This window comes from Ulvibacterium sp., assembly GCF_965228935.1.
GTDB lineage: Bacteria > Bacteroidota > Bacteroidia > Flavobacteriales > Flavobacteriaceae > Ulvibacterium.
The window spans coordinates 3,016,354-3,034,083 of record NZ_OZ245846.1; the positions used below are offsets into that span (position 1 = coordinate 3,016,354).

Genomic DNA, 17,730 nt, shown 5'->3' on the forward strand with positions numbered 1-17,730 from the left:
AATTTGTGCCAAATAAGTATATTTAGTAACAATTGTACTAAATCATAAAGATTATGAAGACCAAACTTTTTATTCTCCTGATTTTTTTGTCAAGCGTCCATTTATCAAAGGCAGAAATAGCGCTTCCGGATATCTTTTCGGACAATATGGTATTACAGCGGAGTACCGAAGTGACTTTTTGGGGATGGGGCAATTTGAACGAGGAAGTCACGATTACCACGGGATGGGATCAAAAACAATATACGGCCAAAACCGCTATGGACGCCAAATGGAAGGTTCTTGTTAGTACCCCGGGAGCTGGTGGCCCCTTTACAATCACGATTAAGGGAAAGAATGAAATTGTTCTAAAAAACGTTTTGGTAGGTGAGGTATGGCTTTGTTCCGGGCAGTCCAATATGGAATGGAGTGCAACGACCAATGCAGGAATTGATAATGCCGAAGAGGAGATTAAAAATGCGGATTACCCGAATATCCGATTGCTGACCATCCCGAAACGCACTTCACAATTCCCACAGGAAAGCGTTCCGGGAAGTTGGGAAGTCTGCACGCCGGATACTATGAAGGATTTTAGTGCCGTGGCCTACCTGTTTGCGCGAAGGCTTCAAGGAGAATTGGATGTGCCCATAGGTTTAATAGACAATGCCTGGGGCGGTACTCCCGCAGAAGTTTGGACACCGGCATCTGTGTTTGGGGATCATGCGGATCTTAAGGAAGCAGCGGAAGCCGTAAAAAATAATAAATGGAGCCCGGGTTTTACAGCGGCCCTTTATAATGCCATGGTTTACCCGATAGTCCCGTTTACGATTGCCGGTACCATATGGTATCAAGGAGAATCCAATACGGCTAATCATGGTACGTATGCAAAGCTATTTTCCGAAATGATAGCCTCCTGGAGAAAAGCCTGGGGTTATGAATTTCCTTTTTATTACGTGCAGATTGCACCGTACAACTATGGTACCGAGGAAGTAGGGGTGCTGATCCGGGATCAGCAGCGAAGGGCCCTAAAACTGATTCCCCATAGTGGAATGGTGGTCACAAGCGATATTGCCACCATAGACGATATTCATCCACCCAATAAACAGGACGTAGGGCTTCGCCTGGCCAACATTGCCCTAAAGGAGCATTATAATAAGATTGTAGGCACTGTCCATAGTCCGTTGTTTCGTAAAATGGATATCCAAGGAAAAAAGGTAGAAGTAACCTTTGATAATGCGGAGGGCCTATTTTCCAAAGGCAAAAAGATTACCCATTTTGAAATGGCCGGTGAGGATGGCCAATTTTACACTGCCAAGGCAATCATTAAAAACGAAAAGGTAATCCTATCTTCAAAAGAGGTAAAAGAGCCGAGTAAGGTGCGTTATGCCTGGGACAACATTGCCGAGCCAAACTTGTTCAACGGAGCGGGCCTGCCTGTTTCCAGTTTTACAAGTGAAGAACAATAGCAGTACGTTAACATATCCCTATACCTTAAAACGGTATTTTAGCGTTTACTATTAGTTGATATCTATGAGGCAACGTTTTCAAGTCACCTTTTTCTTTGTGCTTCTATTTTTTGTCCTCTCGTGTGGGGAAAAGGCCAAGCAAACATCTGAAGAACATAAGTATACCAATGCTTTGGCCAATGAAACCAGTCCTTACCTCTTGCAACATGCCCATAACCCTGTAAATTGGCGTCCATGGAGTGAGGAAGCCTTGGACGAGGCCAAAAAGGAAAATAAATTGGTTTTGGTCAGTATAGGATATTCTTCCTGCCATTGGTGCCATGTTATGGAGGAAGAGACATTTGAGGATGAGGAGGTCGCCAAAATAATGAACGAAAACTTCATTAGTATCAAGGTAGATCGAGAAGAACGTCCTGATATAGACAATATCTACCAAACCTTTGTGCGATTGATCGATAGTAATTCGGGATGGCCACTGAACGTTATCACATTGCCGAACGGAAAACCGCTGTACGGCAATACCTATCACACAAAAAGTCAATGGATGCAGGTTTTGTCCAAAGTCAGCGATATGTATAAAAACGACCCGGAGAAGGCCGCTGAATATTCGGATATGGTCGCCCGAGGGATACAAGAGGTCAATTTAGTACAACCTGTGTCGGACTTTGAACTGTTGACCAAGGATGCCCTTTTAAAAAGTGTGGAAAGTTGGAAACCTTTTTGGGATTTGGAATGGGGCGGAGACCAAGGAGTACAAAAATTCATGATTCCGGTAAACCTGAATTTTCAACTGGATTATGCGCTTTTGGCCAAGGACGATCTGGTCAAGGCCCATGTAAAAAACACATTGGATAAAATAATATCGGGCGGAATCTATGACCACATTGGAGGTGGATTTTTTCGTTACAGTACGGATGCACGTTGGAAAGTACCGCACTTTGAAAAGATGTTGTACGATAATGCGCAGGCCATAAGTCTTTATTCAAAAGCCTTTACCGTTTATAATGAATTGGAATACAGGGACAAGGTATTGGAAACCATAGCTTTTTTGGAACGGGAAATGAAGCATCCGGAAGGGGGATATTATGCGGCTATGGACGCCGATAGCGAGGGAGAAGAAGGGAAATTTTATATATGGGGGGAAGAGGAACTTAAATCTGTTTTGAATGAAGACTTTGAACTGTTTACCAAATACTATACCATAAGGTCGGAAGATGCTTGGGAAGATGACACCTACGTGCTCCATAAGCTTATGAAGGACTCGGATTTTTCCAAGGAAAATGATGTGTCACGGAATCTATTGAATTCTGTTAAAAAACGCTGGAGGGAACGACTTCTGGAAGCTCGGATGCAGAGAATACGTCCAGGTTTGGACGATAAGATCATCACGTCATGGAATGCCCTTTTGATCAACGGTTTTGTGGATGCTTATAAGGCATTTGGTCAGAAAGGGCATTTGGAAGAGGCCAAGGCCATATTTGGATTTCTTACGGAAAAGAGTTATCAAAACGGGGAGTTGATCCATTCCTATAAGGAAGGCGGAAGGCATATCAGTGGATTTTTGGAGGACTATGCCTTTCTTGCCGATGCATCGCTGAACCTATATGGGGTAACCCTGGATCATTCCTATCTGGATTTTGCACAAAGCTTGACCGAAAAAGTACAGGAGCAATTTTTGGATGAAGCTTCGGGGATGTATTACTACACGAAAAACAATGAACTTATTGCTAGGATTATCAAAACGGATGATGGCGTGTTGCCATCGCCCAATGCGGTAATGGCCCACAACCTATTTGTACTGGGACATATACGTTATGATACCGATTTTTTGGAAAAATCAAAATCCATGCTTTCGGCCATGATACCATCCATTGGGGAAAGTGCGGCAAGCTATTCCAAATGGAATACTTTATTGCTGCACAACACCTATCCTTTCTATGAGATTGCCGTGGTAGGCAAAAATGCACTTCCATTGATAGGCAACATTAATCAAAAACCCATTCCGAACATTTTGGTCGTGGGCAGTCCGTCGGAAAGTAATCTTCCTTTGTTCAAGGACAGGTACAAAGAAGATAACACTTTTATTTACGTTTGTCAGAACAGTACTTGTAAACTCCCGGTGAAAACCGTGGAGGAAGCCATGGTGCAGCTACACGACTTTTGAACTTAAAAGAGACACCCTTGGCAAAGTGCTCAAGGGTGTCGTTTACAAACTCAAAAAACTAAACAAAAAAGGGACATTCAATATAACCCCTTGTTCTTTTCGATCAATGTCAGAATGTTTTCAACGGAACCGTTGGTGCTCAATTTATCTTGAGGGGTATTTTTACAATAGTCTACCAAAATGTCCATAGTAGAGGTGGCCACATGCATTCGTGTATCCGATGAGGCATAATAGATAAAGACCTTGCCATTCTCGTCGGCTATCCATCCATTACAGAACAGTACGTTGCCCACGTCGCCATAAATTTCCGTATCGTTGGGTGCCATAAAGTACCCTCCCGGCTGATAGATGACCTTGGTGATATCCTTTAAATCCGTCATGAACATATATAGTACATAACGAAGTCCGGCAGCCGTATTGCGTACGCCGTGGGCCAGATGTAGCCATCCCTCCTTGGTTTTTAAAGGCGATGGCCCTTGGCCGTTTTTAAGCTCATAAACGGTATGGTACTGTTTGTTATTAATAATGACTTCATCCATTACTTCAGGGTGGGTCATATTTTCAATGAAGCCTAGACCAATTCCCCCCCCGGAACCCGTCTCTATAAAGCCATCCTGTGGCCGGGTATAAATGGCGTACTTGCCGTTTACAAACTCGGGATGGAGGGTTACATTGCGTTGTTGTTTGGAATTTGAGATGAGGTCCGGTAGCCGTTCCCAATTTTGCAGATCCTTTGATCGAATGATCCCTGCATTGGCAATGGCAGCGGAAGTATCGGTTTCCAAGGCATTGGGATCTTTTCGTTCGGAACAGAAAATTCCATAAATAAAACCATCTTCGTGCCGAACCAAACGCATATCATAGGCATTAATATCCGGATTCTCATTTTGGGGAAGTAAAAATGGTTTATCCCAAAATTCAAAGGCATCCAGTCCATTATCGCTTTGCGCAAAGGCAAAAAACGATTTACGGTCATTTCCCTCTACCCTTACCATCAAAAGATATTTTCCATTCCATTTAATGGCACCGGCATTAAAGGCAGCGTTTATCCCTATCCGTTCCAATCCGTGCGGATTGGTTTGTACATTAAGGTCGTACCGCCAGTGTACCGGAGTATGTGCCGCAGTTATGATCGGGTTTTTATATCTGTTGTAAATTCCGTTACCTTCGCTAATAGGCGTATTCCTCTTTTGGATAAGCGTTTTGTGATTTTTCATCAAGGCATCATAGTTCTTGATTTTTTTTGTTCGGTCAACGGTTATCATAAAGTTGGTATTTTAAAGTTGTTGGTCCAGTTTGTCCCACCATAATTTTTTGAGCAAGATTCCACATACGGCCAGAAGCGCCAGGCATATTAATAGAGAGCTATATTCCCTAAGAATCAGGTACAGGGGTATGATGACCAATAAAGTCTGGGCAATAACACCAATAAAGACATTGAACATATCCTGTTTAAAGAGTGTATTTTTTTTAAAATCGGGATCTTCGGCCAAAACTTTGGTATAAATAGGTCTCCAAAAGCCCCAGGGGCGTGTTTTCTTATAAAAATCGATAAGCTTTGCCTCTTCGGTAGGGGCTCCCGTATAGGTTCCGATAATACAACCTAATGTGGTAATAACGAGTAATAAAGGAAAAAGGTATAATTCCAAGGTTTCCGGAAACACCAAGGGAAAGAGTATAGCCGGGATCAACCCGGAAAGCATGCCCCAAAAATAACCTTCCCCATTAAAACGCCACCAGTGCCATTTTAAAATGTTGGAAACGATATAACCGCCCCAAAGCGCGGATACGATCCATTGTGTTATGGAATTTACATCCTTTACGTAAAAACCTAAGACAATACTCACCACGACCACGATAATTCCGCTGGCATAATTCATTCTATTTACCTGTATTGGCGTGGCATCCTTTTTATTGCGGAGATAAATATCGTTGACCAAATACGCCTGCGCAGCGTTCAGGGTTCCCGCAAAAGTGCTCATAAAAGCGGCCAAAAGACCAGCCAATAAGAGACCCATTAGTCCAACGGGAACAAATTGATTTATGGCCGATGGCAAAATTTGCTCGAAATCAATGATCCCTCCGCGCTGTAGATCCAATTGGTCATAAAAAAGAATCCCCAGGATGCCGAATCCACCAATCATCAGATATCGCGTAGGCATAAGGGCCAGGGAGACAAAACCACTCATTTTGGCGGCATCCTTTGGAGATTTGGTGGAGAGTATTTTTTGCATATCGTAATTGGGCGCGGGGCCGGCAACACTGGAAAGGATTCCCTTGAACACGCATAGCATAAAGAAAATGGTAAACAAGGAGAAGCCATCGGAAGCTATCTTCTCGTTTACCTCGGAAATAATCCCGGTCCAATCCATATCCAGGGTCCATCCAAAAAAAGGATCCATCCAACCTTCGGGTACGGTCAAGGTATGCTCACCCATGGCCATCCATGCAATTATGGCAATAGCTATGGAGGAGACCGTCATTATCGTAAACTGTAATAAATCGGTCCATACAATTCCGGACATTCCGCCCAAAACGGAATAGAATACCGCGAACAAAGTGAATACGGCCCCATAGAAATGGGGAACAAATTTTGGGGCAATATCAAAAGGGATATAGGCACTTATAATCTCCCAAGGGATGAAAATCTCAACAAATTTCCCCAAACCTATAAATCCATAGGCAAGAAATCCCAAACAGCTGACTATGGCAAATAGCACCACTACAGTATGCGACCATTTACCACCCTTTCCCTCGCCGAAACGAAAGAAAATCCATTCCGCTCCTGTGGTAACGTTGGACCTTCTTAACCAGGCCGAAAGATATATCATTAAAAAAATCTGATTGAAAACCGGCCAGAGCCAAGGAATCCAAATGCTTTTTAGCCCGTAAACAAAAGTTAGGGTCACTAACCACATCGTTCCGGAAATGTCGAACATTCCAGAAGCATTGGACAGTCCCAGCATATACCAGGGTAGGGATTTTCCCCCTAGGAGATAGTCATCCTTGCTTTGCCGGGCTTTCTTTCGCAGGACCAAACCGATTACAACGGTCGCCAACAGATAGGCAAGTATTATTATGATATCTACGCCTTGCAGCATACGTTATGGACGTTTTGTTCGATAAGGGACAGAAAAAAATTGTTAAAACAGCAAATCAAAATCTTGATTTTTAAAATTTCACCAATAAAACGTGACATTTTTAGGCTAAATCTAATTTCAAATCTAAAAAAATTGTTAATATTGCTCTGATAGGATTTTATCATTTGAATGACTAAATCCGGCAAAGTAATAAGATTATTCTTGGAAATTCTAAAAAAAATACATCGCGAGATTACCCCTTTGTCCAGTTTGGATAGTTTTCTGGTTTTTGATAGGACCAAGGATTTTTTTGACTTCCCGGTACATTTTCATCCGGAAATGGAGCTTAACTTCATTTCAGGGGGTAAAGGTGTACAGCGCATAGTAGGGGATAGTATCGAAGAAATAGGGGATATAGAGCTTGTCCTGATCGGATCTAGCTTATATCACGGGTGGGAGCAGCATAAATGTACCCAAAAGGACATTCGTGAGGTTACCATTCAGTTTCATGAAGACTTGTTCGATGATGCTTTTTTGAGGAGGACCATAATGAAGCCCTTAAAGGACATGTTCGATCGTTCCCTACATGGTATTTTGTTTTCCGAAGAGACTACCAGAGCAATGGCCCCGAGGATAACCAAGGTTTCCAAACTGGGCGGAATCGATTATTTCCTAGAGTTGCTTTCCATATTGTATGATCTTGCCAATTCCAGGAACCAGCGACTACTCTCCACAGCGACCATACATCTTGAAAATTTTGAGAATAGCGACAAGATCAAACAACTTTACGAATATATCCAAGAGAATTATTCATCCAAGATAACTCTGTCGGAAGTTTCCGATTTGCTCAACATGAGCAATGTTTCCTTCAATCGATTCATCAAAAAAAGAACCGGGAAGACTTTCGTTGAATATTTAAACGATGTTCGCATAGGCTATGCTTCCCGTTGGTTGATCGAAAAGGACCTTAGTATCTCCGAGATCGCTTTTATGTGCGGTTTCAATAGTATTGCAAATTTTAACAGGGTATTCAGAAAAAGTAAAGGCCGCACACCGACCCAGTACCGTCATGATTTTTCAGGAATAAAAAGGGTGTTGTAATCAATGTATGAAGAGGAAACATCCTGAAAATAAAGAACATAGTACTGATCCCTATCAAAAGGGAGATAGGGGGAAGTTATCCGTTAATCTATCGTAATCTTGAAATTTTAATGAATATTTTTTATCATTTTTTGTCTTTTACTTCAAATTTTTCATCAAACAAGAAATCGATATTTCATCTTTGGATAAAAGATGTAACTTATACCTCGCAAAAACAATTCGTAAACCAATCAGATAAATTAGATGATGCAGATTAAAGAATCTTCCGAAGTATATGATGTTATTATCGTAGGCTCGGGAGCAGGTGGTGGTATGGCCACAAAACAACTAGCCGATGCCGGACTTAATGTCGCGGTCGTTGAGGCTGGCCCATTTTTTGACCCGGCCGATCCAAAGACCATGACGCAGCTAAAGTGGCCCTATGAATCCCCTCGAAGGGGTGCCGGAACGGACAGGGCTTTCGGCGGATGGGATATGGCCTATGGTGGATGGGAGATAGAAGGCGAACCGTATACCCATGCGGAAGGTACCGAATTTCGTTGGTTCCGTTCGCATATGCTGGGAGGTAGGACCAACCACTGGGGGCGTATTTCACTGCGTTTTGGACCAAAGGATTTCAAGGGCAAGACCCGGGATGGGCATGGTGATGACTGGCCTATTGGTTACGAGGATGTTAAACCCTATTATGATAAAGTGGATAAACTGATCGGGGTATTCGGAACCAATGAAGGTCTTGAAAATGACCCCGATGGCTTTTTTCTTCCTCCGCCTAAACCTAGATTGCACGAACTGTTTTATATTCAAGGTGCCAAGAAAAGTGGTGTTCCGGTCTATCCTTCTCGAATGTCCATGTTGACCAAAAAAATCAATAATGATCGCGGGGTATGTTTTTATTGTGGACAGTGTGGACGTTCCTGTTCGGTGTATGCGGATTTTTCGGCGGGCAGCTGTTTGATCTTCCCTGCACAGAAAAACGGGGGCAAGGTCAAGATTTTCGTAAACTCGGTGGTTCGCGAAGTAACTACAAATGAAGAGGGCAAGGCTACCGGGGTATCCTATATTAGCAAAGACGATAGAAAAGAATATAAACTAAAGGGTAAGGTAGTCGTTCTGGCAGCATCGGCCTGTAGTTCTGCCCGTATCCTTTTAAATAGTAAAAGTAAGCAGCACCCCAACGGCCTTGGAAATAGTAGTGATGTGGTAGGCAAATACCTTCATGATTCTACCGGTGCCAGTCGTTCAGGTTTTATTCCTGCCTTGATGAATAGAAAGGTTTCCTACAATGAGGACGGGGTAGGAGGTATGCACGTGTACTCACCTTGGTGGGGCGATAATTCCAAATTGGATTTTCCTCGGGGTTACCATATCGAGGTATGGGGGGGTATGGGTCAACCCAACTATGGGTTTGCCATGAACCCGAATGAATTCAATAAGTTTTTTGGACTTCCCGTAGGGGGTTATGGCGATAATCTAAGGGATGATGTTAAAAAGTATTATGGTTCCGTTGTTGGGATGTCCGGCCGCGGGGAAGGCGTTGCCAGAAAGGAAAACTACTGCGAAATAGACCCGACCACGGTGGATCAATTCGGTATTCCCGTCTTAAAGTTCAATTACAAATGGTCGGATTTGGAAGTAAAACAGGCCAAGCACATGCAGGATACCTTTGAGGAGATTTTGCACAATATGGGAGGAGAACCCTTGGGCGAAAAACCGGGTAAAGATAAAAACTATGGCCTATTGGCCCCTGGAATGATTATTCATGAAGTTGGTACTACCCGTATGGGCGACGATCCAAAGACATCGGTCACCAATAAGTTCCAACAATTGCACGACGTGGACAATGTATTTATAGTGGATGCCGGGCCCTTTGTTTCCCAGGCAGACAAGAACTGTACCTGGACTATTATGGCCTTGTCATGGAGGGCGAGCGACTACATTATAGAACAATTGAAACAACAAAATATTTAGGGCATGGACAGAAGAAAAAGCATACAGACCATTATTCTTGGGGCCGGTGCATCGGCTTTGGCCTTCCACGGTTGCAATACGGAAGGCGGCAAGGCTTCTGGAGAAATACCGGCCACCGATGACACCAAATATTTTGGCAGAACGCCGGAAGAACTGGAGCGTATCGAAAAATTGAATGCGGAGCAGTTGTTCAACGAACATGAGATGGAGACCATAGCCGTTTTGAGCACGGTGATATTACCACCAAAGGAACCGCATGGAGGCCCTATAGAAGCGGAAGTTCCCGAATTTATTGAATTTATGGGCAAGGATATTCCGGAAATGCAGAATACCTTGTTGGGCGGTTTAATGTGGCTGGACCATAAAAGCAATACGGAATTCGGTAAAGAGTTTAAATCGGCCGCCTTGGAGCAGCAGAAACAGATTTTGGATACCATTTGCTTTCATGATATGGAAGTTCCTTTGGATGAACAACCTCTTGAAATCCAATTTTTCCATCTGATGCGGGCATTGACCATGACGGGATACTATACCTCAAAAGTAGGTATAGCCGATTTGGGATATAAGGGAAACCAACCCAATGTATGGGACGGCGTACCCCAGGATGTTCTGGACCAGCATGGTGTGGCCTATGATCCGGAATGGATAGCCAAATGCGTTGATCAAAGTAAGCGCGGTGTACTGGCTGAATGGGATGATGAGGGCAATCTGTTGACTTAGCGAAAACGCCGCCCATTTTTTAAATTACTTATCCGACGGGTGCAGCTAGCATGCAACGATTCATTATATTGCATATTCGCAAAGGATACCATCCCGTAAAACGGGATTCGGAAGGATTTCCAAAATTTAAAGACCTAATGTAAAATGAAACAGGTATTGACTTTGATAGGGATGTTGGCTTTTGTCATTCCCGTATCGGCCCAAGAGGTAGGCTTACAACTGTATAGCCTTCGGAACCAATTTAAGGAAGATGTCCCTAGAACCTTGAAAATTATCAAGGGTTGGGGAATAACTAAAATAGAGGGAGGCGGTACCTATGGTCTTTCTATGGAGGATTTTAAGAAAATGCTCACCGAGAACAATCTGGATGTGGTAAGTGTAGGAGCGGGCTTTGGGGACTTGGAAAACAATGTGGATAAAGTGATAGAAAATGCCAGGGCTTTTGATGCCAAATACGTTATGTGCGCTTGGGTACCCCATGATGACAACAAGTGGGATCTGGAGGAGACCGAGCATGCTTCAAAAGTTTTTAATAAGGCCGGAAAGAAATTAAAGGAACATGGATTAATATTGGCGTACCATCCGCACGGGTATGAATTTAGGCCTTGGAAGGATGGTACCTTGTTCGATTATATGGCCCAAAATGCCACGGATTATACTTTTGAACTGGATGTATTTTGGGCACACCATGGCGGTGCCGATCCCCTTGCCCTGATGAAAAAATATCCGGACAAGTTTACCTTAATGCATCTAAAGGATATGGAACATGGTGTTAAGGGGAACAATACCGGACATGAGGATGTGGAGACCAATGTAATCCTGGGTCAGGGCCAAGTGAACATTGCAGGTACGGTGGCTGAGGCCAAAAAACTGGGCATTGAATATATGTTCATAGAAGACGAATCATCCCGGGTGGTAGAGCAGGTACCTGCCAGTCTTAAATATCTAAAGAGCTTGGATGAACCCAAAATAGGGTTGCAATTGTATAGTTTGCGCAATGTGTTCCCAACAGATGTATCCGGCACCTTTGCCAAGATCAAAAGTTGGGGTATTCACAATCTGGAAGACGGAAACGATGGTACCTATGGCTATACCATGGAAAAGTACAAAGCAATGTTGGCCAAAAATGACTTGAAAATAGTCAGCGTAAGCGCACCTTTTGAGGAACTGCAAGATTCGCCCGAAACGGTGATTAAAAGAGCCAAGGAATATGGGGCCAAATACGCCGTTTGTTTTTGGATTCCACATAAGGATACCATTTTCACCATCAAGGAAACAAAATTGGCACTGGATGTTTTCAACAAAGCGGGAAAGAAGTTAAAGGATGAAGGCATTACACTGGCCTACCATCCCCATGGTTATGAGTTTCGTCCATATGAAGGGGAATTGTTAATGGATTATATGATCAAGAATTCCGACTATTTCGATTTTGAGATGGATGTGTATTGGTTTGCACACCCAGGTGAGGATCCCGTGGCCTGGTTGCGGAAGTATCCCAAGGAATTCAAGTTGATGCATATTAAGGACTGTAAGAAGGGAGTTAAAGGAAATCATAATGGTAAATCCGATGTAGAGACCAATGTGGTTTTGGGTACTGGACAAATTGATATTGCAGCCATTGTCAAAGAAGCCAAAAAAATGGATATCGATTATATCTTCATTGAGGACGAATCTTCACGTTCCGAAGAACAAATACCTCAAAGTTTTGGTTATTTAGAGGACTTGGATAAATAAAACTGTATCACGGATATCAAGTGTTTGCCCTTTCCTATTCTAAAAGAAAGGGCTTTTTATTAATAGGTTAAGGGCTAATTTTAATCCAGCATCAATTTTCAGGAGTATGAAAAAACATTCGGTCATAGTTTTACTCGCACTTTTTCTTTTAAACTGCAAGGAAAGGAAAGAATCCGTCTCAACCGAAAAGGCACAAGATCTTCCTAATATTATTTGGTTGGTAGCGGAGGATCAATCCCCCGAACGCTTTGCCATGTATGGGGACAGTACCATTTCCCTCCCTAACCTGGAGAGCTTGGCGTCGGATGGGGTTACCTTTACCAACGCGGTTGCCCCGGTACCGGTCTGTGCTCCCGCGCGTAGTTCCATCATCACCGGAATGTACCCGACGACTTTGGGAACTCACAACATGCGGACCCATGCACCATGGAAGCAGGAAGGTAATGAACCTACCATACCTATTCCGAGCTATTCCCCGATAGTACCCCAAGGTACACGGATGTTCACCGAATATTTAAGAAAAAAGGGATACTACACGGCCAACGGTCCCAAAGAGGACTACAATTTTGAAAAGACCGATGCGGCCTGGGACGAAAGCAGTAACGAAAGACATTGGCGAAAGAGAAAGGAGGGGCAACCCTTTTTTATGGTGTTCAATTTTGGGGTGTGTCATGAATCCGGTATTTGGAGGAAAGGGGACAGTACCTTATATGTTTCTCCTGAATCCGTTTCCGTTCCGCCTTATTTTCCTAACACCAAGATCGTTCGTCATGATATCGCTGTAAATTATAGTAACCTTAAACGGATGGACGATCAGGTTGGGGAAATTATCGAAGATTTAAAGGAGGACGGACTTTACGAGAATAGCATTATTTTCTTTTATGGCGATCACGGTGGACCCTTCCCAAGACATAAACGTGCCTTGTACGATACAGGGCTTAAAGTACCTCTGATCATTAAATTTCCAAAGAACAAGGATGCGGGAAGCAAGGATGATCGCTTGATCAGTTTTATCGATTTTGCTCCTACCGTACTTTCCTTGGCGGGGATAGAACCGCCCAAAGTGATGCAGGGTGTGGCACAATTTGGGGAATTTGAGGTCAGGGATAAGCCCAAATATACCTTTCATTCCTCAGACCGCTTTGATGAACTGTATGATAGGCTACGCGCCGTACGTTCCGCTAGATACAAGTACATTAAAAGCTTCAATACCGACCTGCCGCATGCTCTACCCGTATCGTATCGGGAACAGATGCCCCTGATGCAGGAATTGAACAAGTTGTATGCGGAAGGCAAACTGAATGAAACACAGTCCCTTTGGCTAAAGGCTCCAAAACCAGAGGAGGAACTATATGATTTGCAGAACGATCCCTATGAACTCAATAATTTGGTAGACAGACCGGAATTAAAAGATACCCTGAACCATTTTAGGAGTGTGCTTGGCGATTGGATAAAAAAGACCAAAGATTTGGGAGAATATCCCGAAAATGAACTGATTTCGCAATGGTTGCCCAATGGGGAACAACTGCGTTTACCGCCGCTTCAAATGGAAGACAAAGGCGATAGTGTTCGTCTGATCGCCAAAAAGACGGACGCCACAATTGTCTGGAGACAACCCCAGGATTCCATATGGCATATCTACGCCGTCCCATTGCCCAAAAGCCTATCTTTTGAGGCCAAGGCCGAAAGAATTGGATATAGGGACAGTGAGATTTTAAAATATACCCCTTAACATTTTAGTTCAATCCTAGGATAGAAAAATAAAGATTCATGATTTAATCTACTAATTTATTAGTAGAATTACTAAGTTTTTAGTAGATTTGACACATCAAACTACAACAATGAAAAAGCTTACGGAAAAGGAAGATCAAATCATGCAAGTAATCTGGCGTCTGGAAAATGCATTTATTCGCGATGTGGTCGTTGCACTTCCAGACCCCAAACCACATTACAATACCGTGGCTACTCTGGTGAAAATTTTGGTGAAGAAAGGTTTTTTGACATCGGAAAAGTTGGGCAATACGGATAGATACCGTGCTGTAATCCCGATGGAAATCTATCGTCAAGAACAGATAAAAGGAATTAAGGAGAAATATTTTGGTAATTCGCTACCAAAAATGATGGCACATTTTGCCAAACAGGAAAATCTTTCGGATCAAGAGAGGGAAGAGCTGATCAACATCATCAAATCAAAAAACTAAAATGTATTAAGGTCATGATCGTTTTTTTGGCAAAAACTTCGGTGGTACTTTTCATCCTTTGGGCATTTTATAGGCTTTTTCTTGCCAAGGAGAGTTTTTTCATGGTGAATCGTTTCTATTTGTTGGGATGTTTGGTTTTGACCTTTGTAATCCCGTTCATAACACTCCCGGAACTAATAAACCATCAAGGGGTTGTTCATACACTTGTAGAAGGAACGAATGGCAAAACCCCCATTGTTTTAGACGGAATTCGACCAGTTTCTGGAGATATGGATGACATAGCTATCCCAAATGTCGAGGTACAACCCTCAAATCAGGGGATAAACGTGGACAAAAAAATGGGATTTTCATTTTGGTTGGCCATGTTCTACGGGTTTGGGGTTTTTGTACTGACCTTACATCTTGTTTTCCAGTTGGTCGATATTTTAAGAAAAATAGGACGGAGCCCCGATAGGATCCATGACGGTAAGACTATAATCATTAATTCTGACCGTGTACGCGAACCTTGTTCCTTTTTCAATTTTGTATTTATCGACCCTAAAAAACATGACCAACGCGAGTACGAACAAATACTGGTTCATGAGAAGATTCATGTATACCAATGGCATTCCATAGATCTTTTGTTGGCCGAGATGATTACCATTGTGTTTTGGTTTAATCCAGTAGCATGGTTGTTCCGAAAGGATGTTGAAAAAAATCTGGAATATCTCACCGATGATTTGGTGTTGCGAAATTCGGAAATACACCCTCAGGAATATCAAATGAACCTTTTGCAAATTGCCACTGCCCAAAAACCGCTTTCAATTACTTCAAATTATAATCAGTCATTAATCAAAAAACGAATCGTCATGATGAACACAAAAAAATCGAATCCCCACAAGTATTGGAAGTATAGCTTTTTAGCGCCAGTATTATTCACGATACTATTGGTATTGAACAAACCGTTTTCCCTGGCGGCGCAATCGGATATTTCCGTAACCGTAGATGTAGATCTAGATGTTGATGTAGAGGAAGGTGAACTGCCTGCTTTGTTAAGTGCCGTACGGCATGGGGATATGCAAAGGGTAAAAACGCTGGTGCAACGGGGCGCTAATGTCAATGTAATGGTACGTGGAGATGGTACTCCACTTACCAATGCCATTACCCATAAATATTTTGAAATTGCCGAATTCTTATTGAACAATGGAGCCGACCCCAATCTTGGAACGCAAGCCGATGGCTATCCGCTATGGCTTGCCGCTGCCGCAAATAACATGGAATTGATTCAGCTTCTGGCAGATAAAGGGGCTGATGTAGATCAAGATTATCCCGGCGACGGCAATGCTATTATCCACGCCGCTAGCAATGGAAACCTTGCCATGGTAAAGACACTGCAAAAAATGGGCGCACACATTGAAAGGGGAGTTAAAGGTGATGGCAACCCTTTGATCATAGCTGCCAAAGGGGGACATTTGGAAATTGTAAAGTACCTGGTGGCGGAAGGAGCGGATGTAAATTATGAAATTATAGGGGATGAGACCCCTTTGATCAACGCTGCGGAGCAGGGCCATTTGGAAGTTGTGAAGTTTCTGGTTGAAAATGGCGCTGATGTAAACAAGATTTGCACCGATACCTCTGTTGATCCGCCCAGGGTACGTACCGCCCTAAAAATGGCCCGTAAGAACGGACATAAGGAAGTTGTTGATTATCTGCTTAGCAACGGAGGTGTTGACAGATGAAGATTCAAGAAATCTGTGTAGAAGGCAAAATGATGAAGGGTTTTTGTCGTGCCATTTTGATTTTTTTGGTATTGATTTTTGGATGTAAGCCCCATCCTTCTGGTGAAGATGTAATACAAAAAAAAGAAAGGGCCATCTCTAAGCTCTCAAAGAACGACACTACCCATTATTCGGTGACGGATGCCATGGGAGAACATGGTTTAATCGGATTGAGCGTGGCCGTAATCGAAGATTACAAAATAGTTTGGAAAGATTCCTGGGGAATAAAAGAAGCAGGAACGGACGAAGAAATTGATGAGAATACGGCGTTTTCCACAGCTTCCATTTCAAAACCGATAACGGCCACCTTATTCGCTATTTTGGAGGAAAAAGGCCAGATCGACTTAAAAGCTCCCGTGTCCGGCTATCTAAAAAGATGGAAACTTCCGGACAGTGAGTTTTTGAAAGATACGGTTCTTACCCTTGAGCATTTACTAAGTCATACCGCAGGTACCACACAGGGTGGGTTTGCGGATTTTTATGAAGGGGACACCATCCCCACAATAGTTCATAGTTTAAAAGGTCAAATTCCCGGATACGATAAAGAAATCGATTTTGTATCCGTTCCAGGTACTAAATGGAAATACAGTGGAGGTGGGTATGTAATTGCCCAAATGGCACTGGAAGACCATTTGGGAAAATCTTTGGCCCATTTGGCCGAGGAATACCTCTTTTTACCCTTGGGTTTAAAAAACACCACAATGCGACAGCCCAATGAAGTGGGTTTTCTGAACAATGTGGCAAAGGCCCATGATGAGAATGGCAAAACCATCCGTACCGGGATTCCGATTACCCCGCAAGTATCCGCATCCGGTCTGTGGTCGACCCCAACGGACATGGCATTCTTCTTAATCGAAATGCAAAATGCCCTACGAAATGAAGGTAACAGGGTAATATCCCACGATGTGGCTCAAAGGGTCACAACTATTGTAACATCCAAGGTTATGGGTGGATGGAGCCTGGGTTGGGAGAGAAGATATGGGTTCGGGAATTATGAATGGTTTTCCCATGGTGGGGCCAACACGGGTATAGGAGGTCATATATTTGCTACAATGGATGGAGGTAACGGCATTGCAATTTTTGGGAACGGTCCCAATGGGATTAGGATTCCCGTGCTGGTTAAGTTTAGGGGCAGTATTATCAAGGCCCATGGATGGTATTTGCCAATGGATCGAGAAAGTGAACAGGAAGTTCCCCATGATTTTATAATTTGGGCTACAGGGAAATACCGGGATGTTCAGTTTGACTTGGAAGTTGAAATTATTTCAAAAGATAAAAAAATGCGCATGGCCCCTTCCTTCTCGGGAGAGAAGTATTCGGAACTTATATATATTGGGGATTCCACTTTTTTGATGGACGAATTTCCAAACAAAATAAAATTTGAGAAAAACCCTTCGGATAGCCTTGTGTATATTGTATTAATGAGGAACGGGACTAATGAAAAAGAATACACGCTTCAAAAACGGGAATAGCGAACAGAAACCTAAAAACCTAGGACTGGGACAATTTTTGGGAAGACAATATGATACGCAACCAAAAGGTAAACCTGTCATCTTAGTAGCA

Annotated in this window: 12 protein-coding genes; 10 read left to right on the forward strand and 2 right to left on the reverse strand. The window is 43.0% G+C overall.

The window, feature by feature from the left end:
• Positions 1 to 53: 53 nt before the first annotated feature.
• A complete protein-coding gene (locus ACO06Y_RS12710; RefSeq protein ID WP_422079352.1) occupies positions 54 to 1,442 on the forward strand; it encodes a sialate O-acetylesterase in 1,389 nt (462 codons plus the stop codon).
• 64 nt (positions 1,443 to 1,506) lie between these two features.
• Positions 1,507 to 3,606, forward strand: coding sequence for a thioredoxin domain-containing protein (locus ACO06Y_RS12715; protein WP_422079353.1), 2,100 nt, complete (start codon positions 1,507 to 1,509; stop codon positions 3,604 to 3,606).
• Between the two features lie 77 nt (positions 3,607 to 3,683).
• Here ACO06Y_RS12715 and ACO06Y_RS12720 read toward each other — a convergent pair whose 3' ends face one another.
• The gene (locus tag ACO06Y_RS12720) at positions 3,684 to 4,871 is read right to left on the reverse strand and encodes a glycosidase (protein ID WP_422079354.1); all 1,188 of its coding nucleotides are present in this window, start codon (positions 4,869 to 4,871) and stop codon (positions 3,684 to 3,686) included.
• Between the two features lie 12 nt (positions 4,872 to 4,883).
• Positions 4,884 to 6,707: a sodium:solute symporter family protein gene (locus tag ACO06Y_RS12725; protein WP_422079355.1), complete on the reverse strand. Its 1,824-nt coding sequence runs from the start codon at positions 6,705 to 6,707 to the stop codon at positions 4,884 to 4,886.
• 201 nt (positions 6,708 to 6,908) lie between these two features.
• On the opposite strand from ACO06Y_RS12725, the gene ACO06Y_RS12730 reads away from it, so the two are divergent.
• From ACO06Y_RS12730 to ACO06Y_RS12765, 8 genes are all read left to right on the forward strand, one after another.
• Positions 6,909 to 7,787 (forward strand): helix-turn-helix domain-containing protein, encoded by an 879-nt coding sequence (locus tag ACO06Y_RS12730; protein ID WP_422079356.1) that lies wholly within the window; start codon positions 6,909 to 6,911, stop codon positions 7,785 to 7,787.
• Between the two features lie 246 nt (positions 7,788 to 8,033).
• Complete coding sequence (locus tag ACO06Y_RS12735) at positions 8,034 to 9,755, forward strand: GMC family oxidoreductase (protein WP_422084177.1); 1,722 nt, start codon at positions 8,034 to 8,036, stop codon at positions 9,753 to 9,755.
• Positions 9,756 to 9,758: 3 nt separating this feature from the next.
• Positions 9,759 to 10,475 (forward strand): gluconate 2-dehydrogenase subunit 3 family protein, encoded by a 717-nt coding sequence (locus ACO06Y_RS12740; RefSeq protein ID WP_422079357.1) that lies wholly within the window; start codon positions 9,759 to 9,761, stop codon positions 10,473 to 10,475.
• 144 nt (positions 10,476 to 10,619) lie between these two features.
• Positions 10,620 to 12,209: a sugar phosphate isomerase/epimerase family protein gene (locus ACO06Y_RS12745; protein ID WP_422079358.1), complete on the forward strand. Its 1,590-nt coding sequence runs from the start codon at positions 10,620 to 10,622 to the stop codon at positions 12,207 to 12,209.
• 106 nt (positions 12,210 to 12,315) lie between these two features.
• The gene (locus tag ACO06Y_RS12750; RefSeq protein WP_422079359.1) at positions 12,316 to 13,941 is read left to right on the forward strand and encodes a sulfatase; all 1,626 of its coding nucleotides are present in this window, start codon (positions 12,316 to 12,318) and stop codon (positions 13,939 to 13,941) included.
• A 109-nt stretch (positions 13,942 to 14,050) separates the two neighbouring features.
• Positions 14,051 to 14,410, forward strand: coding sequence for a BlaI/MecI/CopY family transcriptional regulator (locus ACO06Y_RS12755; protein ID WP_422079360.1), 360 nt, complete (start codon positions 14,051 to 14,053; stop codon positions 14,408 to 14,410).
• 14 nt (positions 14,411 to 14,424) lie between these two features.
• Positions 14,425 to 16,128 carry an ankyrin repeat domain-containing protein gene (locus ACO06Y_RS12760; protein ID WP_422079361.1) on the forward strand — a complete coding sequence of 568 codons (1,704 nt, stop codon included), beginning with the start codon at positions 14,425 to 14,427 and terminating at the stop codon, positions 16,126 to 16,128.
• Entirely contained in the window at positions 16,125 to 17,639 is a 1,515-nt protein-coding gene (locus ACO06Y_RS12765; RefSeq protein WP_422079362.1) for a serine hydrolase domain-containing protein, read from the forward strand. Before ACO06Y_RS12760 ends, ACO06Y_RS12765 begins: the two co-directional genes overlap by 4 nt.
• Positions 17,640 to 17,730 lie beyond the last annotated feature (91 nt).

Coding starts and splice junctions, on each gene's coding strand:
- ACO06Y_RS12740 (WP_422079357.1), top strand. CDS start 9,759: ATGGACAGAAGAAAAAGCATACAGACCATTATTCTTGGGGCCGGTGCA.
- ACO06Y_RS12750 (WP_422079359.1), top strand. CDS start 12,316: ATGAAAAAACATTCGGTCATAGTTTTACTCGCACTTTTTCTTTTAAAC.
- ACO06Y_RS12715 (WP_422079353.1), top strand. CDS start 1,507: ATGAGGCAACGTTTTCAAGTCACCTTTTTCTTTGTGCTTCTATTTTTT.
- ACO06Y_RS12755 (WP_422079360.1), top strand. CDS start 14,051: ATGAAAAAGCTTACGGAAAAGGAAGATCAAATCATGCAAGTAATCTGG.
- ACO06Y_RS12735 (WP_422084177.1), top strand. CDS start 8,034: ATGCAGATTAAAGAATCTTCCGAAGTATATGATGTTATTATCGTAGGC.
- ACO06Y_RS12720 (WP_422079354.1), bottom strand. CDS start 4,871: ATGATAACCGTTGACCGAACAAAAAAAATCAAGAACTATGATGCCTTG.
- ACO06Y_RS12765 (WP_422079362.1), top strand. CDS start 16,125: ATGAAGATTCAAGAAATCTGTGTAGAAGGCAAAATGATGAAGGGTTTT.
- ACO06Y_RS12760 (WP_422079361.1), top strand. CDS start 14,425: ATGATCGTTTTTTTGGCAAAAACTTCGGTGGTACTTTTCATCCTTTGG.
- ACO06Y_RS12710 (WP_422079352.1), top strand. CDS start 54: ATGAAGACCAAACTTTTTATTCTCCTGATTTTTTTGTCAAGCGTCCAT.
- ACO06Y_RS12725 (WP_422079355.1), bottom strand. CDS start 6,707: ATGCTGCAAGGCGTAGATATCATAATAATACTTGCCTATCTGTTGGCG.
- ACO06Y_RS12745 (WP_422079358.1), top strand. CDS start 10,620: ATGAAACAGGTATTGACTTTGATAGGGATGTTGGCTTTTGTCATTCCC.